Genomic DNA, 23,657 nt, shown 5'->3' with positions numbered 1-23,657 from the left:
CTTGCGATGGCCGTTCATCATCTACCGTGGCGCCGTCGATTTTGGCGACGGGCACGACCCGGCGGCCGTGATGGAGGATCTCTTCGAGGCCAACAGCTGGGGCGACACTTGGCGCGACGGCATCTACAGCTATGTGCATTATCACTCCCGAATTCATGAGGTGCTTGGCATCGCCCGCGGCAAGGGCCGGGTACGCTTCGGCGGCAACAAGGGCCGGATATTCACGCTGAAGGCTGGCGACGTCGCGATCCTGCCCGCCGGTACCGGCCATCAATGCCTGTTCGCCGAAGAGGACTTCCTCGTCGTCGGCGCCTATCCACCGGGACCTACGACGAATGCACGAAGGTCGAGGATCGGCCGCGCGCGCCGAAGGGCTCTCGACCCGCGGAGATCGATCTGAAATGCCGGAGGATGTCGCGCCTACATCCTAGTCCCGGATGGCCTAGTTAGCAGCTTGTCGATCTCCCCTTGAAGAGGCCAAGGAGCGGGTCGAAAAGCAAGTGGACGGCCATGACGTGCCGCCTGCAGGATTTGCGATCTCAAAGCCCAAGAGTAAGGCGCTGCCATTTACTCTGCCGATACTGGACTCGGGGACGATCCTGCCGTGCACTCGACGTATCGATCGGTGGAATAATCCGGAGATGCGTTAGGCGGTGACCGAGACAGTCACGCCCATGCTCAAGAAGCTATCGCTTGGGCCAAAGAAGCTTCCTGATACTGGCATGCACTGGCTGATATCGCGGGCAACTGCGACGGGGATCAGATTTCGACCACCGACGCTGCGGTTCGTCGGGTCGAAGGTGACCCAGCCCGCACCTGGTAGGAACACCTCGGCCCAAGCATGGGTCGAGCCAGCATCGCCCGAACCTAGGAGCTGATGGCTCGGGTCGTGGAGGTAGCCGGAGACGAGCCGCGCGCCGAAGCCGAGCTTTCGTGCGGATTCGGCGAACAAGACTGCAAAGTCGCGGCACGATCCCCACCCGCGGTCGAGTGACTCCTCGGGAGATTGCGTGCCCTCGATTTCACGGCTTTGGTACCGAACGCGCTGGGCGACTCCGGCGTTCAGGTCTTTGAGCAGTGAAAGCGTATCGGTTGGGTTGCTACGTATAAACCCTCTCGTCCAGTTTTGCAGTCGCCCGCCCGGATCAGGGTATTGGGCAATAGTTAATGCGCCGAGGTCGGTCCATTCTTCGTCGGAGTAGCGGAACGGGTATGAAATGGCCGAGGCAGCGATATCGAACACCGGCCAATCGACTGCATCGAGAAGAATATCGGCTTCGCTGCCAATAACGAGCGTCGGGGCTGTGTCTGCAAAGTTGATCAGGGCGACAGTGTTGCCAAACACATCCTGGGCCCACTTGGTCACAGCGTCCGGCGTGATCGTCAAGATGTGTGACATCAGCCGCAATTCGCGGCTTTCGCGAGGGCGTAGCATCAGGCGGTGTGGAGCGAGATGTACTGCCTCTCTAAAACGATAGGTGGTCGTATGGCGGATTCGTAGCGCCGTCATCTCGGCCTCCGTTTGTCAGGCCCATGGATTCTACAGCGGCCTCGCGACCTGAGATCCCGTATCTTGCAGCAGAAACGATGGCCGCGAGCGTGGCGCAAATCACGTTCGCGCCGACGATCATCCAATCGAATAGCACCGTAGACGATCCAAAACCCGAGACCGAGGGTCAGCGCCCAGAGCATGAAGAGCGAGAGATCCTCCGTGGACCCGCGTGGCCACGCCTCGCGGACCTGCGGCACATAGGAAAGCGACGCGAGTAACGCCGGTATGCCGCCTAGATAGCAAACCGGGCCATCGAGCACGTTCGGGCGACCCACGACGTGCCAAGTGCCATGCATCCGATTAAGTCATACGGCCAACTAGACCAACTAGGCGTTAGGCGCGGCCTTTGTGGGCTGCGTGCTACTCACCGGGTCAGAAGCCGGCAAGCTGTCTTTCAAGCCTCTCTCAAGTTCATCGTCTTGCTTCTTATCACGGCGCATTTCCTGCTTGGGATCGGCGGCGTGTTTGTCAGTCGGCGCCGAATTGAACTTTTCACTCATGTGATTGTCTTTCTAAATCGAAACGCAACGCTGCATTGAGAGCCGGGAAGGGCCGTCCGAAGGGCGGCGCTTCCCGATCCTTACAGGGTGGTTCAGGCTGCTTCCGCGTTGACTGCCGTCTCAGCAAGCTTTGTCAGCGCATCGTCGGTCTTCTTCTCTTCGGCCAACGTCTGATCCAACAACTTGACCGCATCCTTCATACCAAGCTTCGTGGCCCAGCTCTTAAGCGTCCCGTACCTGGATATCTCATAATGCTCGACCGCCTGAGCGGCAGCCAAGAGCCCGGCATCAAGTGCCGGCTCACCCTTGTACTCGTCCATGATCTCGGTGCCCTCATCGAGAATGCCTTCGATCGCGTCACACTTCTTTCCGCGCGCCGGCTTTTCGAGAAGCTCGAAGATCTGTTCGAGGCGAACGATTTGACCTTCGGTCTCATCGTGATGTTTTTCAAATGCCGCCCGAAGTTGATCGGAATTGGCGGCCTTCGCCATCTTCGGCAGAGCCTTATAGATCTGTTTTTCGGCGTAGTAGATATCCTTGAGCGTATCGAGGAAAAGCGCATTTAGATCTTTGTCGGCCATTGGAACGCTCCATAAGCAAAAGGATTGATGCACGGCAACATGAGGTTGAGACGATTGTTCCTAGCCAAAAGCAGCCCGGCCGATTCTGGCTTCAGCGAGCCGCCCTACGTCGCAAGAACTGCAAAGATGTTGACGATCGGGCCGCTTGCCCTCTGATGTGCAAGCGGGATGCGGGCTGGCGGGTTGTCGAAGGCGCTACGCATATCCAGCCCATGCTCGGCAAACGGATCGTTGCGCAACTCAGAGAAAACTAGGGTCAGGCGCACGACGAATTCTTGTGGTTGCGCCTTCTGTACGAAAATCGTCGATGAGATCATGTGCGCCCTGACGTGCGAGAAGCTGGCCCGACTTGTCCGGGGTATCGGCCTCACGGCAGAGCTTCGTGCTCTCACTGTTCGTCAGTCATGGGTCGAGATGGGCATTCCAGGTCCAACGGCCTTCCCGTGCAGGCCAGTCCAGGATTGAAAGGCCAATATAACGAGCCTGACCTTGACTGAGCATTGTCTCTAACGCTCAGGATCAGGAAACTGAAGCAAGCCACCAGTCGCCGATCGCTCGCGTCAGAGCGATCCAAAGGCTCGAGGGGAGATCAGGCACGGCGATGCGGACGCTGTAACGGTCGGTCGTCAGGTCGTGAAACCATTCGGTCGCGGCAAAATCAAAGCCGAAACTTCCAGCGTGACGGATTGGAAAGCCGACTTCGCTTAGCTCCTCGCTCATGGCTGCGGCCGCCTGCCGGGCTGCCGCTTCGTCGAGAGGTTCGCGAGATCCCAACGTGACGTATAGTCCGTGAACGGGCTGCAACTGCGACGGCACGCCTCGCAGCCTCAAGGCGAAATGCCGGGAGGAGAAACGACCGTTGCGAAGGATCGAGGCCATACGCCTCCTCGTCAGGCGACGGTAAGCGGATGTGCCTACGAATGGCGGAAAGTGCGCGGGTAAGGCTGCGTTGCCCAGGAGCCTTATGGCGTTGCGCGTTTCCGCCATAAGCTCTTCGAGGCATGAGGAAGGAATCCGCTGTGTCGCGAAATCGCTGCGGATCAACGTAATGGAACCTAGCCGCCCGTACTCCGCACCCAACGAATCCAACTTATTGTGACTCCGGACCAGGATCAGCGGAACGCCCCGGCGCCTCGACCACCTGATTACCTGCTCAATACGTCCCGAACTGCCGGTGAAACATGTTGTGTCGAAGATGATGAGGTCGAAATGCGGCTTTCCGCAATTGACGACATCGCCGAAATCGCGAGACGCGATGCATGAATCCAGCAACAGGACTCTGCGAGAGGTACTGTCCGTCGAGAAACTCTGGATCGACCCGATTACCAGGTGCAGTTGCTGCGCATAGCCGTCGATCAGTTCTAATGTTTCCCCGTAAGAGCCTGGCAGCGCAACGACCTCGCCACCTTTCATCGACTTGGAGAGTGCGAGGAGTAGCGAAGCAATCGCCCCCATTCCCGATGCTGTGTAGAGCGTTTGTCGAACGTGCCGCTCATCGAGCGCATAGAATGACGGTCCTTCTACGGCCAGGTCAGCGCGTTGATAGTCATATTGAAACTTGAAGGGCCCGCTGGATGGACGCGCGCTGCCGGCCCATGCGGTCTCGGTGGCGTTCCACTCCTGCATCTCATGCGCGGCTCTGAGGGCTGCGGTTAGCTGAAATTTACGACGAATGACTTCGGCGACCGAATCAGGGAGATCCAGTGATAGCGGTGCAGCCAGGCAGCTGTTCAGAAGCTTCAGTTCTTCCAGCTTGCGATCGAAATACGCGTCTGTGCTCTCCATCATAATCCTGCTCGGATAGCCGGCAGTCGTCAGGCTCCGAAAGGCTTCATCACAACTTTGATGCAACCGTCCTTCTTGTCCCGGAAGGTCTTGTAAAGTTCCGGCCCCTCCTCGAGTGTTGCCCGATGGGTGATGACGAAGGATGGATCGATTTCGCCCTTTTGGATGCGCTCCATAAGCTTCGGCATGTAATGCTGGACGGGGGTCTGGGCCATCCGGAAGGTGAGGCCGCGATTAATGGCGCTGCCCATAGGAATCTTGTCCAGATACCCGCCATAGACGCCGACGATCGAAACCGTGCCGAAATTTCGGCAGCACTCGATCGCCTGTCGAAGAACGTGCGGCCTGTCCGTTCCCATGAAGGTCGCGACCTTGATCCGGTCGATCACAGAGCCAATGCTGGCAGTGGTTTCAGGCTCGGTGCCAACGGCGTCGATGCAGGCATCCGCGCCGCGCCCGCCGGTCAACTCCTGGATGCGATCGTAGATGTCGTCGTTCTGGAAATCGAGTGTGATTGCACCCGATTGTCTGGCGAGTGCCAACCGTTCAGGAACGGTATCGATCGCTAGCACGCGCTCCGCCCCCAACAAAAACGCGCTCTTGATAGCGAACTGCCCGACAGGACCGCATCCCCAGACAGCCACTGTTTCGCCGCCCTTTATGTTGCAGAACTCGGCGGCCATGTAGCCGGTCGGAAAGATGTCCGACAGGAACAGCACCTGTTCATCGGTGAGACCTTCCGGGACCTTGTAAGGACCGACATCGGCGTAGGGCACGCGCAGGTACTCCGCCTGACCGCCGGCAAAACCACCGAGCATATGCGAATAACCGAACAAACCGGCCGGAGAATGCCCCCACATCTTCTCGGCCATCTTGGCGTTGGGGTTGGACCGCTCGCATCCGGAGTAGAAGCCGTTCTTGCAGAAGAAGCATTCACCGCAGGAGATCGTGAAGGGCACCACGACGCGGTCGCCGACGTTGAGCTTGGTATTGGCTTTGCCGACTTCGACGACCTCGCCCATCGTCTCGTGGCCCACCACGTCGCCTTTTTCCATGCTCGGCATGACGCCGTCGAGCAGATGCAGGTCCGAACCGCAGATCGCGCAGGCAGTCACCTTGATGATGGCGTCGCGTCCATGCTCGATCTTGGGATCCGGCACGGTCTCGCACCGGATGTCGCCTTTGCCGTGCCAGGTGAGAGCTTTCATGTAGGGAACTCCAAGCGAATGATGACGGCTAAGCTTGCTTGCGTCTCGAAGTCCTATCGCGTTAGGAACGGCGGCTGCCTAGCGCGATTGGAAAGGTAACTTGGGAGATAGCGGAGAGCCGAGATGGACAGGCAATCGTGACCGGCGCATCGACGGGAATCGGTTACCAGTTTGCGCGCATATGTGCGCGCGAAGGGTATGACCTTCGGATTGCCGCAGACGAGGTGGAAATTGAAAAGGCGGCCGCCGACCTGCGACGTGAGCCTGGCGCGGAGGTCGTCGAGGCGCTCCACCTCGACCTCGCCAAGCAGGAAGGCATCGACAAGCTCCACGCGGCCATCGGGGGCCGTCCGATCGACGTGCTCACGGCGAATGCCGGGCGTGGACTTGGGCATCCGTTTCTCGATCAGGACCTCGCCCGCATTCGCGATGTCATCGACACGAATGTGACCGGGACGACTTGTTTGCTGCATAGGCTCGGAAACGACATGAGCCGGCGTAATCAGGAGCGCATTTTAATCACGGGCTCGATTGCCGGCTTTACGCCCGGCAGCTTCCAGGCCGTTTACAACGCGTCGAAGGCCTATCTGAATTCACTGTCGTTTGCGCTTTGCGAGGAGCTTCGCGATACCGAAATCAGCGTGACCTGCCTCATGCAGGGCGCGACCGAGACCGAGTTTTTCAAGCGCGCCGACATGCTCGACACCAAGGTGGGCTCAGAGGACAAAGACGATCCTGCCATGGTCGCGCGCCAGGGCTTCGACGCCATGGTGAAAGGCGAGGGCGATGTTGTCCAGTCTGCAGTGGCAAATGTGACGCCCGCGGAGATGCTCGCAAAACAGCATCGTAAAATGGCGGAACCTGGCTCCGCCAAGCATTAGCCGGCGAACAGGAGGAAATGTCATGCTTACGAAATCAATGCTGGTTGGCGCCGTCTTGGCTTTCAGCTCAACTATCGCTTTCGGCGGCCCTTGCAATACAGCTAACCGCGATGCCGGCTCTGGACCCGTCACGACGGGCCAAGCGAGTACGAGCACGGGCACCCCCTCGCCAAACGCCAAGGAGCATCCGCCAACTTCTGCCATGAGCAAGTCGAGCGAGAACACCGCAACCTCGTCGCAGGACGCCCAGCGCCAGATGCAAAGCCAGCCGACGGCAGCTGAACAGTCGAAGACGACCACCGGCGCCCGCGACAATGATTGCTAGGCGGAAAAACTCCCAGGCCGAGCGCGAGAGGTTGGTGGTGGCCCTGCTTCTCGTGCTCGCCGTCTAGTAGAGGAAAGCCAGAGGATCCATATATTCTGCCGTCGCCGTATCGGTGCATAGGATCGTAGGGTTACACAGCGGTTGTCTTTCCTCGGCGTGGAGGGCGAGGAGTTCATTGATGGATGAAGCGGTGAAATGGACGGAACAACCAGTCGTGGGCCGACCGGCGCACGGCTACGTGCGCGTTCGCGGTGCTCGCTGGTTCAGCACAAGAGCTAGTTGCCAAAGGTACAGCGAGCACGCCGTGCAGCGCAGTACTTAGGATGTCGACCGACTATCAGTTATAGTCAATCGGGCCTCAGATTGGCGGCAATCGCCGCCAAAAGCGGACTTCAAATCAAGAATAGGAAGGGTCTTTTAGATCGGATCGACGACGTTCAGTGTGGGCGCGCGGACTTTGGCGGCATACTCGTTTACGACGTCAGCCGTTGGGGGCGCTTCCAGGACATTGATGAGAGCGCGTATTATGAGTTCTTGTGCAAGCGTAAGGGTGTGCGTGTTGAGTACTGTGCAGAGTTGTTCACGAACGGAAGCTTTTCCAGCATCGCGAAGAACCCAAAGCGAGGCATCGGAAACTCCGCCGCAGCAGTTCGCAGGGAATTGTCGAGATAAGGTTGAAGCGCGAGAATCATCGACATTGGCCCCAGAACGTTGGAACATCTAACGGCCATGACGGCCCCCGCATACAACCCTCAGAGATGACCTGCGCTTCTGTTCTCCCATCGACTAAGGCGGCTTCGGCCTAAGACTTCCGGGCGGTAGGCTGCGTTCGCGTGCCTAGGAACAGAACCGATGCGTCAGAGTTCGAGCTGTCTAACCTTATCACGGAGTTGCAAAATGACCCGCGGAATGCCGTCCATGACTGCGCTTTTAGGACTGCTCGCCATTGCCGGATATCAGAATCGAGACAAGCTGGCGGAGTTGCTAAAGGGCCCGGGAGCGGGGGCGTTAGAGCCCCGTAGTTCTCAACAGCCGCTTGGTGGGCTGCTCAGCAATCTTACGGGCATGCTCAGCGGGGCCGGAGTCAGCGGACTGCTTCAAGGAGGGATCGGCGAGCTGCTGGAGAAATTCAATCAAAATGGCCGCGGTGACGTAGCTCAGTCCTGGATCAGCGCAGGGCCCAATAAGAACATTTCGCCTCCGCAGCTGAGGGAAGCAATAGGCCCAGACGTGTTGGAAAAGCTTGAACTGGAGACCGGGCTTTCTCAAGAGGAGATTCTCGCAAGGCTATCCCGGGAGCTCCCCTCAGCAGTCGACAAATATACGCCGGAGGGACGCCTACCCAATTGAACTGCCGCCACGTCGCTTTTGAAAGGAATGAAGAATGAGCATTCTTTGGACCATCGTTATTGGCTTCATCGCCGGGGTGATAGCCAAGTTCATCATGCCGGGGGACAACGAACCAGCCGGGTTCATCCTAACGACCATCCTTGGGATCGTTGGTGCCTTCGTTGCGACTTACCTTGGGCAAGCCCTTGGCTGGTATCGTCCTGGCGAAGGCGCAGGGTTGATAGGCGCCGTGGTCGGCGCGGTCATCGTGCTATTTGTCTATGGCTTTGTGGTCGGCAGACAACGAAGACCAATCTGATGAAAGTGGGGGCATCAAGGCGAGCTCCGTTCATTCCGCAACCTTAGCCGGGTAGGGGGGACCTTACTTTGGCGGTGGCTGCCTCGGCGGCATCCATGCCGGTTTGCTTTACCCTATCCAGGGCTTCGGCACCTTTGTCGCCGACTTCTGCGATCACTGTATCTGAGGCTTCACGCAAGGCCTGCGATACCGCGCCGGCGCGACGATTAAGGTCGGCCTTCATTTCGTCGGCGACTTTGCCGATATATTCGTTCTCAATTTCGGAAGCGCGAAACGCGCCTGCGACTGCTGCCCCGATCGCCATGCCCACAATCCCAAGCACTAGGGGTTGTCTTTCAAGCAACTCAGTTAGTGACGATTGCGCACCGGTGAGTGCTTCCTTACCTGGAAGCGCATTGCCGAGCTTGCCAAAGTTCTCCTGCAAGAAGGCGACGCCATCGTCGAACCGATCCTGAACGCTGTCGGCAGCTCCTGAGACTGCATCGGAATCCGCTGCGGTGGCGCCGCGCAAAGTTTCGCCGACGCCCAGCGATCCCTCGTCGTCCATTTCAGGTGCCGTTGGAGGCGCCACAGTCTGCTTAATAGCCGACGCTGCCGACCTGAGAGGACTCGTCCCAGCATCGGCCACGGGTGAAACTGCATCCACAGCCGAGCGGGTCGCGGTCTTCAGCTTCTGGTCGCCAGCCACCAGCCAAAGCGCTCCACCTCCGATAAGCGCAGCGGCAAGGGGGTTTTCCCGGGCCGCCGTCACCAAATTGTCGATAAAACCGCTCTTTGTGTTGCTCATCGCACCATTCCTTTCATGGTGTCCTTATCCTTTTCAAGCTGGCCGATCGTTTCTTGAGGTGCCAGATTGCGCATATCAAGTCGTTTGATGCCGACTGCAAAGAGCACGGCAGCGATTACCGCCGCTATGAACGCCGATGTGAGATACGATACCGGTTGTGACCATCCTGCGGAGACCAACGCCGCGGACAGGGCAAACAGTGCCATGACGATCGCCGGAATCACCAGAACGGCACCACCTGCAATCAAACCCAGCGCGCCACCGAGTTTCTGAAGCTTGTCGCCAACCTCCGCCTTGGCCAAGTCTATTTCGTTCTGGAAGAGCTTGGCAAACTGCGACATGGTATCGCCCAGCAGCGTCGAGATGGCCCGAAACTCGCCCCGGCTGGTTTTGATATCGTGCTCGATGCTCATGGTACGGTGTTGCCCTGTGAGGATGACGTCTGTTGCGAACTCGGACCGGGCCGCGCGGAACCTTGAGGCCAAGTTTCTTCTCTCGCCGAGAACGGGGCGTCACGGGACTTATGAGCGTCTTCCGACGACGATTTGTCCGCTGTGCCACTCCGCTTTGATGATGACGATTGCTCGCCGGATGCTTTTAGGAAGCGGACCGCTGCGAAGCCTGCCAGCACTGATATTCCGAGAAAGGCCGCGGGCTGACGCTTGGCGAAATCAGTTGCGCCTTCTACGAGATCCCGGAAGCTGCCATCGCGGATCTTCTGGGCGGCTTCTTCGACATAGTCGGCAGCAGAACCGATGCCGCGTGCAGCGAACGGTACGTCGCTCTCGAATGCTCGGCCGGCTTCACGCATGTTGCCTGCGAGGCGCTCAACGAAATCGGCGCCCGTCCGCTGCTGCTCGCGGGCCTGGCTCTGGATCTGGTCCACAGTCCCTTCCGTCACCCCTTTTGCTGCATCCGCCGCTTCGCTGAATTTGTCCCGCGCGAGATCGGCCGTTGCCTGAAAGGCATCGCCAGCGCGCTGCTTCATCTCTGCACCGGCTTCACCGATCTGTTCCTTCAGATCCTTCGAGGGGCCCTTGTCTCGGTTAGGCGCGAACTGCGTAATGTTGTTCGGGTCCACATCGTTCATGATGGTTTCCTTCAGGTGTTGGTGTTTTGGGAGGGGCTAAAGGCGGCTTTGACGACGTCGTCCGCAGCCTCTTTCAGAATGCCCGCGACATCCTGCGTCATACGACTGGCGTGGGTGCCGAGATCGGCCTCGGCGACCTTTTGCGCCGCCGCGTCGGCTGCCGACGTGGTTGTCTCTTTCGCTGCCTCGAATCCGGATTGGGCCGCAGCGGCCGCAGCCTGCTTCACGCCATCGCTGGCCCGACCCATCACCTTGCCTTCAACCTTGGTCTCGGGAAGAGCCGCAGCGATGATAGCGCCGATCGCGATGCCCAAGCCTCCGATCAGAGCAGCATTGTCGCCGATGGTCTGACGGGCCTGGTCAGGCGCGTTCGTCGCCGCATCCTTGGCTGCGTCGATGCCACTCTTGAGTTTTTCACCTGCAAAACTGGCAGCCTTTGTTGCGCCTGTCCGCAGATCATCCGCAAGGCCGACGGCCCGATCTTGTGCGTCTTCAGCCATGCCAGCGGCTCGGCTTCGAGCGGAGGATAGCTTTTCTGTGGCGTCGCCCTGCATGGCCCGGGCACCCTCCGTCAACTCCTCGAGCATTTCTCCCGCTCTATCCATTGCCGGACCGGAAGCGTCCGCAGCGCGATCACGCACTGTCTTCGAGGTCAGGGCAAGCCCGGCGCCGATCATCAGAAGTGGCAACGGGACACCTCGCGCCAATCGCAGCAGCGGAATTCCTACCGCAGCGCCCGCGGCCACTGCGCGCATGGGATTGCTCATGATCTGCTGCTTGAGCCCTTCAATCCAGCTTTGGGTCTTGTGGCTGACATATTCGGAGACTTCGGATTTAATGTGCTGCGGCGAGACCTTGTGGCGGATGTCCTCGGCGGTGTCCGATATCTGGTCTCTTAGTCGCCCTACCGTAGCTGCCAGCTCTGCGCGGCTGCGTTCGGACTCATGCCTCAACTCCTCCACTGATCGCGCCATCGCTTCACCCTCTTGCTTTATTCTTGTGCTTCATTTCTTGGATCTAAGGACGAACACACGCTTTGTTGAATCGTTCCTAACTGAACAAGGGTGACGCGCCGCCGGCCAAACTCTCCGCTGCGCGCAAGACTTTGGTACGTGAAAAAGTCGGAGCAGCGGTGGCGTGCCGAGAGGGGAGCTCGGGGAATGTCGCGTCCGATCGTAGGATCTCGCAGGACTCGCGCTTGCGCGGGCGGGCACAAGCGATCCGATACGATCGGCGGCACTGCCTGCCTTGTTAAAGTTATCGCAGCTCAAATCGAGACATTCTGCCGCGGCTGGCGGAAATGCGTTCGAGCAAATTCGCTTCCCACCTAAGCCAGGAGCCTTGTGGTTGTTACCGGGCATACTCCCTGTACCGCGAGGAGCGCGGGCTTTGGGACGGGTTTGAGTTCAACGAACGACGTCCTGGCCGGGAGGTCGCGATCGAGACTGGGCCTTTTCGCTGGAGAGGCGTGCTCAAATGTCGATTTTCCGCGAAATGCTTTCCCAGGAATAGTTGACCAGTGTTGTCTGGGCCGGCACAGAGCGCTCGAGGGCTCAGCGCGAGCGGGGACCACCTTAAACGTGCGCTAACGGAGCTGCCGCTCAACGCGGGGTGGCGCTTACTTCTCAAGCGGACCAGCGATGGTGCTCTTCTTGGTGCGCATGCTCGTTGAGCCGTTCGGCGAGCTGGTCGGCGAGCTCTTCTGTCTCGGTATTTGCTTTCCGAGCGCGGTGGCCTAATTAGGAACGCCACCCTGTAGCTGCTCTTGTCCCTCTATCACCGGGACCGATCAAGGCAACCCCTGACTGAGAGACACGACCGCGCTCCCGCCCAAACGGAGGAGCGTCTATGCCGCGCTACTACTTCCATATTTTGAACGGAAAATGCTTATCGATGACGTCGGCGTTGAAGTGGCCGACACCGAGGCAGCGAAACTTGAGGCAGTGAAGTACGCAGGTAATGTCCTGACGTCTGAGCATCCCACCGACATGTGGAAGGGGATACCATGGGAGTTGAAGGTCACGGACGGCCCTTCGCCCAAGGAAGGTCGAACTTTGCTCACCCTCACGCTAACCGCTGAAATCAACCCCACTTAGGTGCTTTCTGTGGACGCAGTCGCGCGACGAAGGCATCGGGCCTCGCGCGCGGCTTCGAAGGTGGCGGCTATCTGCTCAAACTCTTCGATTGCTCCACCAGCGTCGTGTAACATTCGCAAGATAAACGTGCGAGAATCTGCCGATCGAGGATGCTGATTTCTCCACGGGCGTAGTGAATGGCGCCGGTGTTCTGTATTTTTCTTGCGACCTCTGTGACCGAGGTGCGCCGCACGCCCAGCATCTCGGCCAGGAACTGTTGGGTTAGATTAATGGTGTTGCTTCCTGCGGTGTCAGCCGTTTGGAGGAGCCATCGGCAGAAGCGCGCTTCAATGACATGAACGGCATTGCAAGCGACATTGATCCGGGCTTGAGATAACAGGATTTCGTTGTAGCCTACGCAGAGGTTTCGCAGTGTGGTGCTTTCTCCCGTTGCCTTGCGAAATCGGCTTGCCGGAATTCTTGTCACCTCGGCTTTGAGCTGCACAACGACCCGAACAAGAGAAATATGCGCGCCAAGTCCGGCCATGGCTCCAACAACGCCTTCCCGGCCAACGGTCGCGGTTTCGATCGCCCTGCCGTCCTTCAAGACGGCTAGCAGCGAGAGCATGCCCAGGTGTGGGAAGTAGACGTTTTCGGTCTCGTCTCCGGCTTCGATGAGGATTACACCCTGGTCGAGTTGCTCGACGACCATGTAAGGTGAGAGCAAACTAAATTGAGCGTGCGGCAAAGATCCGAGAAGATTGTTGGTATGTTTCGCCGAAGCGCTGTTTTTGGCCAATGCGGCTCCCGCCCGGTCGGTCGGGCCGATCTCCGCGGGACGGATGCGCTCCGAGAGCACGCAAGCGGGAATAGCTTGTATAGGGAACTTTAGGTCAGCCTGTCGGTCCGATTTCCGTCACAGCGACGCTACAGGTCGGGGAAACTCACGACGGGAAAAACCCTCTACATAGGGCAAAGTCTAGGGCGAGACTTCGTTCCTGGCCGCGGCGAAGTATTTGGGACTCGCTTTTCTTGGTCCGATATCGGACACTCAGGGGGTCACCGCGAGGACATTGGCTGTTATCGGTGATGAGAACGCCGGTTGCGCTCCCGCCCTCTCTCACAGGGAGCGGCGCCATGCAGCAGCAGCGACGCCGTTTCAAACAAATACTCTCACTCGAAGGACGTCTCGCTCAAGAGGCGAGGCGCCTGCGAGAAGAAGCCGAGAGTCTTCCACTTGGCAGGTTACGCGACGAAGCCATTCGCCGAGCGCGCCAAGCGGAGACCGGCTCGCACATAAGTGAGTGGCTGCTGTCTCCCGGACTTCGCGCGCCCACGTGAAGGATTACCGCGCGTACCTCCTCGATCAGGACGGACACATTTTCGGCGCCCATGGCTTCGATGCTGTGGACGATGAAGAAGCCTTGCAAAAGGCAAGGCGCCTCGTCGACGGTCACGACGTCGAGATCTGGCAACTCGCGAGAAAAGTCGGGCAAATCAAGACCGCGATTGACTAGCTGCTCGTCCTGCTTTGATTTTGGGAGCTCCGGAGTCTGTTTCATTAACTTTTGGCGTTGGTGCAAAAGTGAACTTATGTCCGGTATCGAACAATGCTAACGTCGGTCATCACCGCACGGTCCTTGGCTCTTATCGGTGATGAGAACGCCATTAGCGCTCCCGCCTTCCTCAGGAATGGAGCAGCGCCATGCAGCGACGCCGTTTCAAGCAAACAGTCCCCCTTGAAGATCGCCTTGCAGATGAGGCGAAGCGCCTTCGTGAGAAGGCTCGCTCGCTTCCGCCAAGTATCGAGCGGGAGCGCGCAATCCGCAAGGCCCGGCAAGTAGAGACCGGCTCTCAAATGAGCGAGTGGCTGAGGTCGCCCGGTTTACAGGCCCCGAAATGAGACCAGCCAAAGAGGTACCTGAAGGTACGCCCCTGATTGAAGGCGCTGCACAACTGCTGCGGCGCGCTCGCGAACTTCCCCTCGGCGGCGCCAGAAACGAGCTTCGACAAATAGCGAGGGTCATGATCAAACTTCATCGGATCGGTTTTCGCGACTACATAGAGATCATGAGAAAACCTACGATGCATTGAGGCAATCCGGCGTCGCGCAGCGTCCACTACCGTACATTGCTAATATTGAACAATTTTGCTTCTCCCTCGTCATATTTAAAACGGGGAGAAGCAAGGTGGTCATAAAAAACGAACGCGTCGAACTCGAAATGAAGATCATGAAGTACCGCGCATTCCTCCGACAGATGGCATTAGACCCCGAGACAGAGGCGCGCATCCAAGAGATGATCGCGGATCTGGAAAGCCGGCTGCGATCCATCGACGAGTAAAGCCGCCTTAGTTGGCGGCTTTTTTCAATCAGCAGCATTCGTTTTTCCGCATAGGCCAGCGGCCTTAATGGCGTCGCGCCATTCTGATGGGCGTTCCGCCGAACTAACACTCTTGCTTGGAACCGATTGGCAAGCGATCGATTGTCACCGCATCATCGGCCGTACTCCGCCTTAGGCGTCGGTGACTGAGAGACCGATTGGGCTCCCGCCTGCGTAGCATGGGAGCGTGCCTTGGTCGAACAGCCCCACATCAATCCGTATTCAGTCCACGCGCGCATCTGCCTTGGCGTTGCAGCCTTTGGCGCCGCACCGTTTGTTGCGGCGCTGTTCATGGGCATGCGGTAGGGCCGCCTGCGCCAGCATGGACAAGCGGCGCGGCCGTAGAAGTAAAGCCAGGAAGAGACTGGCTTACTTCATGTTACCTGGCGCCACCTTCGTGCCGCCTTGGTCGCTGCCGGGACCAGAGCCGCCCTGGCCGGATGCATCGGGTTTCACCATTCCGCCCTTGGCCATGCCGTCTTTGCTCATGCCGGTGGTGCCTTTGGTCATCGAACCTTTGTCCGTATTGTGCATGCCGGGCTTCTGCATGTTGTCGGACTGCGAAGCGGGCCTGGAATTCTGAGCGAAGGCGGTACCGCACATAAGGCCGAGGGCGGCGGTAGCCATAATGATCTTCTTCATCGAAAACTCCTGTTTGGATTCGTGCGGGGCCAACGGGAGCGCAGAAGCCACGTTCCTAAACCGTCCGTTCAGAAGGAAAGAAAATCTACCAGGGGTTCTGAAACCAATCCGGGTCGGGACCGTACCGCCCAGGCTTTCGGAAGAGCTGCCAGAAGGCTTTTATTTGCGGGCCAGCAGGTCTTCACTGGACGGCATTAGCTTCACGTAAGTCCCGCTCTCGTGCAGCTGGAGCGAACCGCGCTCGATCGCGTGTTTGAGCCCGGCGCCGAACTCGCTGCCACTGCCCTTCAGCTTGAACAAGAAGGGCGCGTTGATCCTCTCGATAAAGATGCGGTCTTCCTGAGCGGCCTCGACGCTCGCTGCGAGCTCGACGAGCTTGCGCGCGGCCGCCTCCGGATTTGCGTAGGGTCGTTCTTCGGTGTGCTTCATCGGTATGTCCCATTGGCCGCCTGGCGACATAGATGTGCTGGCGGTGGGGATAGCTCTCCGCCGGCTTCCAGCTGTCGAATGTGGTGCCGCAGACGCAGCGAATGAGCGTGCTTCGGATCTCGCTGTCGAGCTTCTCGCTCCGCGCCCGCTTGGCCGCCATCACGGCGCGCCAGTCGCGGTCTTGGCGCCATTCGGCGAAGGCATTGTGGGTGATGTTTGGCTGTAGATCCGACCATGCGGCCCCGAAAGCCTCGCGCGCGGCTTCGAAGGTGGCCGCTATGCCACTCGGCCATGTGCCTGGCTCCATGCCGGGATAGAAGCCGATCGACCAACCCCATTCATCAGCGTGCACAGGCACGCCGGCGCGAGGCTTGCGCATGGGCCTAGGTCGGCCCCAAGAGGTTGGTCAATAGGCGTGCGTAATCGTGCTTAAGTGGTAGCGCGTCTTACCGCTCGTTCCGCATATATGGACTGCTTTCCGAAACCAAAAGCACTGACGGATCGGAACTGGGCAGACCCTTGTGGCCGAACGAAGCTTTCGGCAGAGCCGCGGTGCAGATACTCGCGATCAGAGCGATTGAAAACAAGGCCGCTATCACAATCCAAAGGTCCCTCTGCATGTCAGCGTTCCGAAGCAGAGTATCGATGGCAACGCCAACGCAAGGCTTGGTGAGTCGTTCCTATCAGGGCTAATCAACGGCGCCGACGTCGGCTTAGGGGATTCAAGCAGTTTCTGCTCAACCAGAATATTGCCGGTTTTGAGCCAAAGCGGGCATCTCTAGCACTGGGCCAAGTAACCCTTTTGGGTGTCCGGCAAGGCCACCGCCTGACCGGACCGACGAAGCTCGACCGCTTTAGTTGAACGTTTGCAGCCTCAATTTGAGGGATCCATCGGCTTGGCGTTCGAAGACGTGCGTCGCCAAGCCACTGAAGGGAGACGGCTTGCCCTCCTTGTCCTTACCCGTGGCACTCCACTTGGCTGTGCCGAATACGATTTTGTCGTCTCCGCCGGCGTCGACCATCTCCAATTTGTGACCCGTTACATCGTTGGCGAAGAGTCCGGCAAAGAACTTTTCGATCTCAGCCGGACCCGACGCGACCTGATGTGTGGGCGGCATCAATTTTGCCGTCGCGACATAGGAAGCCCCGATGGCTTTCTCGTCCTGCTTGTTGAATGCGGCATCCCAGGCGGCGTAAGCCTTCTCCACGTCCCCCTTGGCGTCCGCGGCCAACGAAACGCCCGGCGCGCCGAGCAGGCAAATGACTAGTGCTGATGTTTGAGCCCACCTCATAGGATACTCCTTTTGGATAAAACGCCTTGCCAGATCGCTCAGATAATGAGTCCGGTAGTCTGCCGCGCGGCTGTGCTCCCGCCAGCATGAGACACCGTCGCCGGTCGCGCTGTAGCGGCCATTGGTTAGGAAGGAGGTGCAGGCGGCGCTAACTTCAACGGCGCCAATCACCTCGGGAGTCCACATCGCGCGCCATGACACCGCTAATGCAACCGGTCACACATGCGCCGAACTTCAACCACCATGACCAGTTCTGCGAAGGCACATTCATCATGGTTGGTTGGGAGGATTCCACCCAATAGTTCGCGGAACAGCAATTCCGGGCAATTACCGTCAACGGCGCTGACAAATGGGAGACGCGGCACACCATTGCCTAGGTCGGAAATCCCTGCGTTGGTCACAGGCCGTGAAGTCACGACCGGATGACACTCGGGCCCCGAACGTAAGCTCTCGCGCTTCAAGGAAGCGTATCGGCAGATTAAGAACGGTCGAGATGACGTGCCCGATCCAGCCATCTTTGCAGGTGAAGCTTTGCCAATCCTTGGTCAGATCGCACCCGATGGATTTCAGTGTCGGAAAAGCGGCAAGCTCCGGGACTACGTCGAGGTGCTGGTAAACGGCCCATTGCGGCTATGAACTTGCTTGACCCGAAGCCGACGATCCCGAGTGCAGCATCTCGCGGGTGCAGCATCAGGCTTGGACCCCCGATTGCCATATTTTCCCACCGCACTATCTTAACGTGCGCTGGAACACACGGATTGATCCTCCATTAATCGACACGAAGGACGCTGAATTTACGCGATTGGGCTAGCTCGCTCCATGAACAAGAACCGGGAAAAGCGGATACTGGAAGAGCGCCTAGAGCGCTGCCGGCGGCTCGCCAAGGAATTTCCGAACGACCTAACCGCAGAGCACCTGCGCCAGATTGAAGTCGCCCTCGTCGACGACATCAGAGCCCTAGAACAGCACTAAGGCGCTCCGTCTCTACCGGAACCAAGGGGAGTGCTGTACGTTGCCGCGCTGCCCTTAAAAGTAACACCATTGAATCTAAGTGGGTCGAGGGTCTTCTCCGGCCGCTCGGCAAGTATGGAAGTAATCCGGCGCAGGGTTTGCTCTTGCTCGTCGATCTTACTCGCATCGGCCATGGTTTAGCATTCGGGCACTGGAGCTCGAAGCGATGGGATTGCGCTTGGACGGCGATGGCGAACTCCAAGTGTCCCGTGAGCCGTCACGGCCTCGATACGGTCCAGCTCCGTCACTGAGCTTAAGATTTTCGGGAGGAAACCTCCGCTCGGGCGATGAGTTGCCGTCCCACGATGTCAATTTTGTTGGACCCGGAACATGGTCGACGAAGCCCTGCGGCGGCGAGCCGTGGATACAGTTTGGTCCCTCCATCGCGCGAAGCATCGCGACGTGGATGCCGCGGACAGCCGGCGTTGTCTGCTGCGGCGCCACCTTCAAGGAAGATGGGAAGCGCGCGTGAGCGAGGTCGAAGAACTGACCGGATTCGGCCTGGCCTACTCGAACCGTCTCCCCAAGGACGAATGTTGAGGCTTATGGAGAAGCTCGTCAGGCAATTGGTGGCAAGCACCGCGAGGCCGGTCTGGACGCTGTTGATCATCTCCGAGCTCGTTTCGGCTGCCATCATGCTGATCCTCCTATTGATGTTTCCAGTCTAGAGGATCGGCAAGATGCGCATTGCTCAGCTTGCTCCCCTCGCCGAAAGCGTTCCCCCAAAGCTCTACGGCGGCACCGAGCGGGTCGTGGCGTGGTTGGTGGACGAGTTGGTAGAACTCGGTCACGAGGTCACACTATTCGCGAGCGGCGACTCAAGGACGAAAGGCAAACTCCAACCCGTATGGCCACGCGCGCTGCGCCTCGGTCGGAAGGGCGTGGACCCCAATGCGGCCAGTGCCGTGCTGCTGGAGGCCATCGCCAGGCGCGCGAAAGACTTCGACGTGATCCACGCACACATCGATTGGTTGCCGCTTCCGCTGCTCAGCCGGCTCGGCGTGCCCTTCCTGACCACGATGCATGGTAGGCTAGACCTCCCCGGCCTGCCGGACGTGGTGCGCGAGTTTCCCGGCGCGGGTTTCATCTCGATATCCGAGCACCAGCGCGTGCCGCTTCCTGACGCAAACTGGATCGCCACGATACAGCACGGGCTGCCTTCGCACCTCTTCCGCCCGTCTTTCGATGAGGGATCCTATCTCGCCTTCCTCGGTCGCCTTACGGCGGAGAAAGGTCCCGAGGACGCGATCCAGATCGCGCGGGCGGCCGGAGAGCCACTGCGCATCGCCGCCAAGATCCCGCGCGGTGAGACCGGATACTTCAAGAAGAAGCTTGAGCCGCACATAGATGGTCGAACGGTTCAGCTTGTGGGGGAAGTCGATGATGCGAAAAAGCAGCCGTTCCTCGCCGACGCAGCGGCCCTCCTGTTCCCGATCGATTGGCCTGAGCCCTTCGGTCTCGTCATGATAGAGGCGATGGCTTGCGGGACGCCCGTGATCGCCTACCGATCCGGATCCGTGCCGGAAGTCGTTGAGGACGGCGTGACGGGTTTCATCGTCGAGAATGAGGACCAGGCGGTAAGGGCGGTTGGAGAGCTTGGCCGTCTCGACCGGAGGGTAGTCCGCGCCCGCTTCGAAGCGCGCTTCTCCGCAAGCCGGATGGCGCGAGAGTATGAGCGCGCCTACCGAGGCTTGATCGTCGATCCCGGCGTGAAGGAAACGGACCTTTGCCCAGGTGCTCAGCCGTCGATACCATGAAAGGATTTGGTGATGTGGCCTCGAAAGGTGAAACACATCATTGTTCTCCTGGCCGTGATGGCCGGCCCGGCGGCGCGGTGCGCCGAAATGGGCGCGGCTGCTATCGATGCCGCCGAACCATCGAAGAAGATCTTGTCGAACGAGAAGCCGACGCCGGCGGGGGTTCGGTTACAAGTCCTGCTCGACCGGGCCCACTTCTCGCCAGGTGAGATCGACGGCAGATTCGGCGAGAACGCGAAGAAGGCCCTACGCGCCTTCGCGGAGGCGCGGCAATTGCMGAGCTCGGACGTTCCGACCGAGGACGTCTGGAACGCACTGCGCGCGGACGATCGGCGGGTCACGGCGAACTACACGATCACCGAGCAGGATGTCGCCGGACCTTTTCTTAGCAAGCTCCCGTCGAAGATGGAGGAAATGAAAGACCTGCCGAAGCTGGGTTTCACCAGTCCGCGAGAAGGACTGGCCGAGAAATTTCATATGAGCGAGCAACTGCTGGCGGCGCTCAATCCCGGGCAGCGCTTCGACCGCCCCGGCGACGACATCATCGTTGTGGATACTGGCAGTGCAGAGGCCGGCGCGCCGTCGAGGGCGGACAGGGTCGAGGTCGACAAGAGTCGGCAGACCGTGAAGCTGTTCGACAAGTCTAACGTGCTTATCGGCTTCTATCCGGCAACGGTCGGGAGCGAGGAGAAGCCGTCGCCATCCGGCACTCTGAAGGTGACCGAGGTCGACCGAAATCCGACCTATCGCTACAATCCGGCCTACCACTTTAAGGGCGTTCAATCCCGAAAACCTTTCACCATCAAGCCGGGCCCCAACAATCCGGTTGGAACGGTGTGGATCAACCTCACCGCTGAAGGATACGGCATTCATGGCACACCGTCGCCCGACAAGGTCTCGAAGGCGGAATCCCATGGCTGCGTCCGTCTGACCAACTGGGATGCGGAGCGGGTTGCAACGAGCGTCGCGAAGGGCACTCCGATCGCCTTCGTCGACGGCTCACGATGACAGCAAATGCACCGCGAGCGTGGCCCCCCGGCGCCGATTGGCGTGAATGACTCCGGTCGGTCAGGTCGGCGAGTGTTTATCGAGGTAAGCGCAGCATCGAACCCGGAACCTGTTCTGGCGTTGAGTAGCCTGGTTGGCGCCGGCTGTTTATCGAGGAGCCATTGGAGGAGGAGTGGAATGGATACGGCCGAAGGTTCGAGCGCTAGCTTCCCTACCAGGTTGCCTCGCGACGCACACTAAGCCGCTGGAGCTTACGCCCGCCGACGGCAACGGCGGTGAAGAGCTTTTTCAAGGCAGCTACAACACTCGTTTGCGACCCCTATGTTCCAAACGTTCAGACGTCACGGTTTCGGACTTGGCGGCGGCGTGGGTGCGGCTTGAGAGGCTGAGAGGGCATCAATTGCTCGGCTGCTGCGGCGCTATGGTATCGCCGCCTGCATGAGGAACGCACGTACCATTGCTAAGCAGGCGTTTGGCCTGGAGGTCGCGCATCTTTGAGTATTCGCGTCGTCGCTCGATATTTGCCGCGGCCCATCGGTCCCAGACCTTGAAGGCGTCGGTGTAGTGCTTTCGCATCTGCTCCTCGGCGGCAAGGCAATCGGCGAATTTGTCGAAGACCAGGTCGGTGTTGACCGGTGTCATGCCTCCTACCAGGACAACGAGCATCCATTTCATCTGCTGTGCCTTTCGCGCCGGACGGATATTCGCGTTTACGCGAAGAATTTCCGGTCACCGCGGTTAGATAGCCCGTCGACTGCGACCGGCCACAAAACCGTAGACAAAAAGCACGATGATAGCGCCCACGACCGCCCCCACCAGCCCTGCGCCTTCTCCAGGCCGATACCAGCCTAGTGACTGGCCAAGATAGGTCGCAAAGAACGCTCCCACTATTCCCAGGATCGTGGTCAGGATGAAGCCGGAGGGCTCGTTGTCGCCAGGCATGATGAACTTCGCGATGACGCCTGCGACGAAGCCAATGATGATCGTCCAGATGATGCTCATATCTCTCCCCTAGCCTTGCGATCCCGATGGAGCCGGAAGACGTCCGTCAGGCGTGTATTTGTCCACCGCTGCCGGCAGCTCGCGAGACAATCGGTCGAGAATCTCCTGCTGCGACAGGCCGGTCTGCTGCTCCAGTTTTTGAAGGACGTCCGGACCGATAGCCTGCTGGAGTTCGGGCGGGGTGACTTCCCGGTTTGGCCCTTGATTGATCCAGGATTGGGCCGCATCGCCCTGTCCGTTCTGCTTGAAGTGCTCGAGCAACTCGCCGATCCCGCCGTTCAGCAGCGAACTCACGCCGCCGCCTCCTACAAGGCCGCCAAGATTGCCGAGCATACCGCTCAGGGAATCCTTGGCACCCGCCGGCTGACCGGAGGTAGCGTTGCGAAACATGTCGGCGAGCTTGTCCCGATTTTGGTAACCGGCGATTGCGAGCAAACCCAAGAGGGCGGTCATTGATGGCATTCCGCGACTCATCTTCGGCTCCTGAGTTCGATGGGCAAACGTACGCAAGAAAAGGGCGACCCGCCTTGGCGGGCCGCCGGGTAATTCATCGCAGGCCGGTGCCGTAGAGCTGGCGCTCTCTCCGGACCTCCTCCGCGCCATAAGGCTGGGCGGATGGATCATAATTTTTCCACCCTGCCTTCTGCCAGGCTGCGCTCCGGTCGCGCAGGTTGACGGCGGACTGATTCAAGATCGCTTCGTATCGCGTCCGATCCGCATCCGGCACACGAGCTGAAACCAGCGTACCGCCGCGCCTCACACCTTCGGCGTAGAGTGGTGCTTCCTCATCGGATACGCCGGCCTGCGTCAGCGCCCCAACGACCCCGCCTGTGGCGCCGCCGGCAACGGCACCGAGCGCGGTCGATGCGAGCCATCCGGCCGCCACGACCGGACCCAGGCCGGGGATAGCCAACAAACCAAGGCCCGCGAGCAAGCCGGCAGCGCCACCAAGACCTGCGCCGACGCCCGCTCCCGTGGCTGCGCCTTCCGCCCGATCGTCCACCCCATCGCGATCGCGATCGACCTTCTTGTCGGTGCTGTACCAGTTGTCGGAATTGTTCGCGACGATGCTCAGATCCGAATGCGGCACGCCCGCGGCCTCCAGGCTCGTCACCGCGCGCTGCGCATCGGAGTAGTTATCGTAGAGACGTGAAATCGTAACCGTCATGCTGAATCCCTCCTAATTTTCGCTGGTGGTCGCCAGGTTACTTGGCCGCGTTCACGTTGCCCTGGAAATCCAGACTGATATTGGTCGAGGCACCGCCTTTGCTGGCCTTTCCGCGCCAAACGCCGTTGTCGTCCTTCTTCAGGGATGTGACGTTACTGTAGCCCGCGTCCTCGATCTTCGACTTGGCCTGGCCCTCGGTGAAGCTGTTGGCGCCTTCAACCGGCTTGCTGGAATTGTTCTGGCCGGAACTGTTGACCGCATTGTTGTTGGGCCGATCGGTCGCCGGCGGATTTTGCGCGAACGACGGACCCGCCAGAAGCGAAGCAGCCGTCAGCAGCAAAAGAAATGTCTTTTTCATATCGTCCTCCTGTAGTGGCAAGGCCCAACATACGCTGAACTGAGAAGTTCCAAGTTTTCCCGGTCCGCAGGGCTTGCATGGAGGATCTAAAAAAGCATCTACAAGAAAGCGGGAGCGAGCTCCGGGGCGCGTACTTGAACCTATTAGAAGGAGAGCCCTGACGTGGTCCAACTCGGA

At 59.3% G+C, this 23,657-nt stretch carries 33 protein-coding genes; 13 read left to right on the top strand and 20 right to left on the bottom strand.

Going from position 1 to position 23,657, the window contains the following annotated elements; all coding sequences use genetic code 11:
- Nucleotide 1 precedes the first annotated feature (1 nt).
- The gene (locus AC1DW2_RS36385) at nt 2-400 is read left to right on the top strand and encodes a cupin domain-containing protein (RefSeq protein ID WP_049802973.1); all 399 of its coding nucleotides are present in this window, start codon (nt 2-4) and stop codon (nt 398-400) included.
- A 246-nt stretch (nt 401-646) separates the two neighbouring features.
- Here the strand turns inward: AC1DW2_RS36385 and AC1DW2_RS36380 are convergent, their stop codons facing one another.
- The 7 genes from AC1DW2_RS36380 to AC1DW2_RS36350 all read right to left on the bottom strand — a co-directional run bounded on the left by AC1DW2_RS36380 (nt 647) and on the right by AC1DW2_RS36350 (nt 5,626).
- Nucleotides 647-1,510, bottom strand: coding sequence for a transglutaminase family protein (locus tag AC1DW2_RS36380; protein WP_208088265.1), 864 nt, complete (start codon nt 1,508-1,510; stop codon nt 647-649).
- Nucleotides 1,507-1,848 carry a SemiSWEET family sugar transporter gene (locus tag AC1DW2_RS36375; protein ID WP_080588637.1) on the bottom strand — a complete coding sequence of 114 codons (342 nt, stop codon included), beginning with the start codon at nt 1,846-1,848 and terminating at the stop codon, nt 1,507-1,509. The genes AC1DW2_RS36380 and AC1DW2_RS36375 overlap by 4 nt, the downstream gene beginning before the upstream one ends.
- 30 nt (nt 1,849-1,878) lie before the next feature.
- Nucleotides 1,879-2,052: a hypothetical protein gene (locus AC1DW2_RS36370; protein ID WP_166350969.1), complete on the bottom strand. Its 174-nt coding sequence runs from the start codon at nt 2,050-2,052 to the stop codon at nt 1,879-1,881.
- 92 nt (nt 2,053-2,144) lie between these two features.
- Complete coding sequence (locus tag AC1DW2_RS36365; RefSeq protein ID WP_038935021.1) at nt 2,145-2,633, bottom strand: YciE/YciF ferroxidase family protein; 489 nt, start codon at nt 2,631-2,633, stop codon at nt 2,145-2,147.
- A gap of 104 nt (nt 2,634-2,737) precedes the next feature.
- Nucleotides 2,738-2,950, bottom strand: a complete 213-nt coding sequence (locus AC1DW2_RS36360; protein ID WP_038935022.1) for a hypothetical protein — start codon at nt 2,948-2,950, stop codon at nt 2,738-2,740.
- A gap of 202 nt (nt 2,951-3,152) precedes the next feature.
- Nucleotides 3,153-4,421, bottom strand: coding sequence for a hypothetical protein (locus AC1DW2_RS36355; protein ID WP_306330529.1), 1,269 nt, complete (start codon nt 4,419-4,421; stop codon nt 3,153-3,155).
- Between the two features lie 26 nt (nt 4,422-4,447).
- Nucleotides 4,448-5,626, bottom strand: a complete 1,179-nt coding sequence (locus tag AC1DW2_RS36350) for a zinc-dependent alcohol dehydrogenase (RefSeq protein WP_041959905.1) — start codon at nt 5,624-5,626, stop codon at nt 4,448-4,450.
- 137 nt (nt 5,627-5,763) lie between these two features.
- Between AC1DW2_RS36350 and AC1DW2_RS36345 the strand changes: the two genes are divergently transcribed.
- The 4 genes from AC1DW2_RS36345 to AC1DW2_RS36330 all read left to right on the top strand — a co-directional run bounded on the left by AC1DW2_RS36345 (nt 5,764) and on the right by AC1DW2_RS36330 (nt 8,480).
- Nucleotides 5,764-6,507 (top strand): SDR family NAD(P)-dependent oxidoreductase, encoded by a 744-nt coding sequence (locus tag AC1DW2_RS36345; RefSeq protein WP_244433023.1) that lies wholly within the window; start codon nt 5,764-5,766, stop codon nt 6,505-6,507.
- A 202-nt stretch (nt 6,508-6,709) separates the two neighbouring features.
- A complete protein-coding gene (locus tag AC1DW2_RS36340) occupies nt 6,710-6,832 on the top strand; it encodes a hypothetical protein (RefSeq protein ID WP_256461343.1) in 123 nt (40 codons plus the stop codon).
- An 897-nt stretch (nt 6,833-7,729) separates the two neighbouring features.
- Complete coding sequence (locus tag AC1DW2_RS36335; protein WP_038935029.1) at nt 7,730-8,182, top strand: YidB family protein; 453 nt, start codon at nt 7,730-7,732, stop codon at nt 8,180-8,182.
- Between the two features lie 34 nt (nt 8,183-8,216).
- Nucleotides 8,217-8,480 (top strand): GlsB/YeaQ/YmgE family stress response membrane protein, encoded by a 264-nt coding sequence (locus AC1DW2_RS36330; protein WP_038935031.1) that lies wholly within the window; start codon nt 8,217-8,219, stop codon nt 8,478-8,480.
- A 43-nt stretch (nt 8,481-8,523) separates the two neighbouring features.
- Here AC1DW2_RS36330 and AC1DW2_RS36325 read toward each other — a convergent pair whose 3' ends face one another.
- Genes AC1DW2_RS36325 through AC1DW2_RS36310 form a run of 4 tightly spaced genes read right to left on the bottom strand, consistent with a single transcriptional unit; the run spans nt 8,524 to nt 11,331 of the window.
- A complete protein-coding gene (locus tag AC1DW2_RS36325; protein WP_039147009.1) occupies nt 8,524-9,267 on the bottom strand; it encodes a hypothetical protein in 744 nt (247 codons plus the stop codon).
- On the bottom strand, nt 9,264-9,680 hold the full coding sequence (locus AC1DW2_RS36320) for a phage holin family protein (RefSeq protein WP_038937498.1): 417 nt from the start codon (nt 9,678-9,680) through the stop codon (nt 9,264-9,266). Before AC1DW2_RS36320 ends, AC1DW2_RS36325 begins: the two co-directional genes overlap by 4 nt.
- Entirely contained in the window at nt 9,677-10,357 is a 681-nt protein-coding gene (locus AC1DW2_RS36315) for a hypothetical protein (protein ID WP_039147013.1), read from the bottom strand. Before AC1DW2_RS36315 ends, AC1DW2_RS36320 begins: the two co-directional genes overlap by 4 nt.
- 11 nt (nt 10,358-10,368) lie before the next feature.
- Nucleotides 10,369-11,331, bottom strand: a complete 963-nt coding sequence (locus AC1DW2_RS36310) for a hypothetical protein (RefSeq protein ID WP_039147015.1) — start codon at nt 11,329-11,331, stop codon at nt 10,369-10,371.
- Between the two features lie 909 nt (nt 11,332-12,240).
- Here AC1DW2_RS36310 and AC1DW2_RS36305 point away from each other — a divergent pair.
- Nucleotides 12,241-12,453 carry a DUF6894 family protein gene (locus tag AC1DW2_RS36305; protein WP_477008371.1) on the top strand — a complete coding sequence of 71 codons (213 nt, stop codon included), beginning with the start codon at nt 12,241-12,243 and terminating at the stop codon, nt 12,451-12,453.
- A 67-nt stretch (nt 12,454-12,520) separates the two neighbouring features.
- Here the strand turns inward: AC1DW2_RS36305 and AC1DW2_RS36300 are convergent, their stop codons facing one another.
- A complete protein-coding gene (locus AC1DW2_RS36300; RefSeq protein ID WP_039156768.1) occupies nt 12,521-13,231 on the bottom strand; it encodes a Crp/Fnr family transcriptional regulator in 711 nt (236 codons plus the stop codon).
- A gap of 538 nt (nt 13,232-13,769) precedes the next feature.
- Between AC1DW2_RS36300 and AC1DW2_RS36295 the strand changes: the two genes are divergently transcribed.
- From AC1DW2_RS36295 to AC1DW2_RS36285, 3 genes are all read left to right on the top strand, one after another.
- Nucleotides 13,770-13,949 carry a hypothetical protein gene (locus tag AC1DW2_RS36295; protein WP_038936801.1) on the top strand — a complete coding sequence of 60 codons (180 nt, stop codon included), beginning with the start codon at nt 13,770-13,772 and terminating at the stop codon, nt 13,947-13,949.
- A gap of 188 nt (nt 13,950-14,137) precedes the next feature.
- Nucleotides 14,138-14,335 carry a hypothetical protein gene (locus tag AC1DW2_RS36290; protein WP_080588752.1) on the top strand — a complete coding sequence of 66 codons (198 nt, stop codon included), beginning with the start codon at nt 14,138-14,140 and terminating at the stop codon, nt 14,333-14,335.
- Between the two features lie 286 nt (nt 14,336-14,621).
- Nucleotides 14,622-14,774 (top strand): hypothetical protein, encoded by a 153-nt coding sequence (locus AC1DW2_RS36285; RefSeq protein ID WP_157788456.1) that lies wholly within the window; start codon nt 14,622-14,624, stop codon nt 14,772-14,774.
- A gap of 408 nt (nt 14,775-15,182) precedes the next feature.
- On the opposite strand, the gene AC1DW2_RS36280 is transcribed toward AC1DW2_RS36285, so the two are convergent.
- The 3 genes from AC1DW2_RS36280 to AC1DW2_RS36270 form a co-directional block, all read right to left on the bottom strand.
- The gene (locus AC1DW2_RS36280; RefSeq protein ID WP_039147023.1) at nt 15,183-15,455 is read right to left on the bottom strand and encodes a hypothetical protein; all 273 of its coding nucleotides are present in this window, start codon (nt 15,453-15,455) and stop codon (nt 15,183-15,185) included.
- Between the two features lie 159 nt (nt 15,456-15,614).
- A complete protein-coding gene (locus AC1DW2_RS36275; protein WP_039147026.1) occupies nt 15,615-15,884 on the bottom strand; it encodes a hypothetical protein in 270 nt (89 codons plus the stop codon).
- A gap of 854 nt (nt 15,885-16,738) precedes the next feature.
- The gene (locus AC1DW2_RS36270; RefSeq protein WP_038936809.1) at nt 16,739-17,176 is read right to left on the bottom strand and encodes a YybH family protein; all 438 of its coding nucleotides are present in this window, start codon (nt 17,174-17,176) and stop codon (nt 16,739-16,741) included.
- Between the two features lie 819 nt (nt 17,177-17,995).
- On the opposite strand from AC1DW2_RS36270, the gene AC1DW2_RS36265 reads away from it, so the two are divergent.
- From AC1DW2_RS36265 to AC1DW2_RS36250, 4 genes are all read left to right on the top strand, one after another.
- A complete protein-coding gene (locus AC1DW2_RS36265) occupies nt 17,996-18,148 on the top strand; it encodes a hypothetical protein (protein ID WP_155794972.1) in 153 nt (50 codons plus the stop codon).
- Between the two features lie 369 nt (nt 18,149-18,517).
- Nucleotides 18,518-18,727: a hypothetical protein gene (locus AC1DW2_RS36260; protein WP_080703855.1), complete on the top strand. Its 210-nt coding sequence runs from the start codon at nt 18,518-18,520 to the stop codon at nt 18,725-18,727.
- A 140-nt stretch (nt 18,728-18,867) separates the two neighbouring features.
- Complete coding sequence (locus AC1DW2_RS36255) at nt 18,868-19,944, top strand: glycosyltransferase family 4 protein (protein WP_208088261.1); 1,077 nt, start codon at nt 18,868-18,870, stop codon at nt 19,942-19,944.
- 12 nt (nt 19,945-19,956) lie between these two features.
- Complete coding sequence (locus AC1DW2_RS36250; protein WP_477008370.1) at nt 19,957-20,952, top strand: L,D-transpeptidase family protein; 996 nt, start codon at nt 19,957-19,959, stop codon at nt 20,950-20,952.
- Nucleotides 20,953-21,348: 396 nt separating this feature from the next.
- Here AC1DW2_RS36250 and AC1DW2_RS36245 read toward each other — a convergent pair whose 3' ends face one another.
- From AC1DW2_RS36245 to AC1DW2_RS36225, 5 genes are all read right to left on the bottom strand, one after another.
- A complete protein-coding gene (locus AC1DW2_RS36245) occupies nt 21,349-21,627 on the bottom strand; it encodes a hypothetical protein (RefSeq protein ID WP_477008369.1) in 279 nt (92 codons plus the stop codon).
- A 63-nt stretch (nt 21,628-21,690) separates the two neighbouring features.
- On the bottom strand, nt 21,691-21,954 hold the full coding sequence (locus AC1DW2_RS36240; RefSeq protein ID WP_039147035.1) for a GlsB/YeaQ/YmgE family stress response membrane protein: 264 nt from the start codon (nt 21,952-21,954) through the stop codon (nt 21,691-21,693).
- A 9-nt stretch (nt 21,955-21,963) separates the two neighbouring features.
- Nucleotides 21,964-22,428, bottom strand: a complete 465-nt coding sequence (locus AC1DW2_RS36235) for a YidB family protein (protein ID WP_038936814.1) — start codon at nt 22,426-22,428, stop codon at nt 21,964-21,966.
- 73 nt (nt 22,429-22,501) lie between these two features.
- Entirely contained in the window at nt 22,502-23,122 is a 621-nt protein-coding gene (locus AC1DW2_RS36230) for a general stress protein (protein WP_038936815.1), read from the bottom strand.
- A gap of 37 nt (nt 23,123-23,159) precedes the next feature.
- The gene (locus AC1DW2_RS36225; RefSeq protein WP_039147037.1) at nt 23,160-23,480 is read right to left on the bottom strand and encodes a PepSY domain-containing protein; all 321 of its coding nucleotides are present in this window, start codon (nt 23,478-23,480) and stop codon (nt 23,160-23,162) included.
- Between the last annotated feature and the right edge of the window lie 177 nt (nt 23,481-23,657).

This window comes from Bradyrhizobium sp. P3_C3, assembly GCF_056402655.1.
This window is presented reverse-complemented; position numbering and strand designations above follow the sequence as displayed.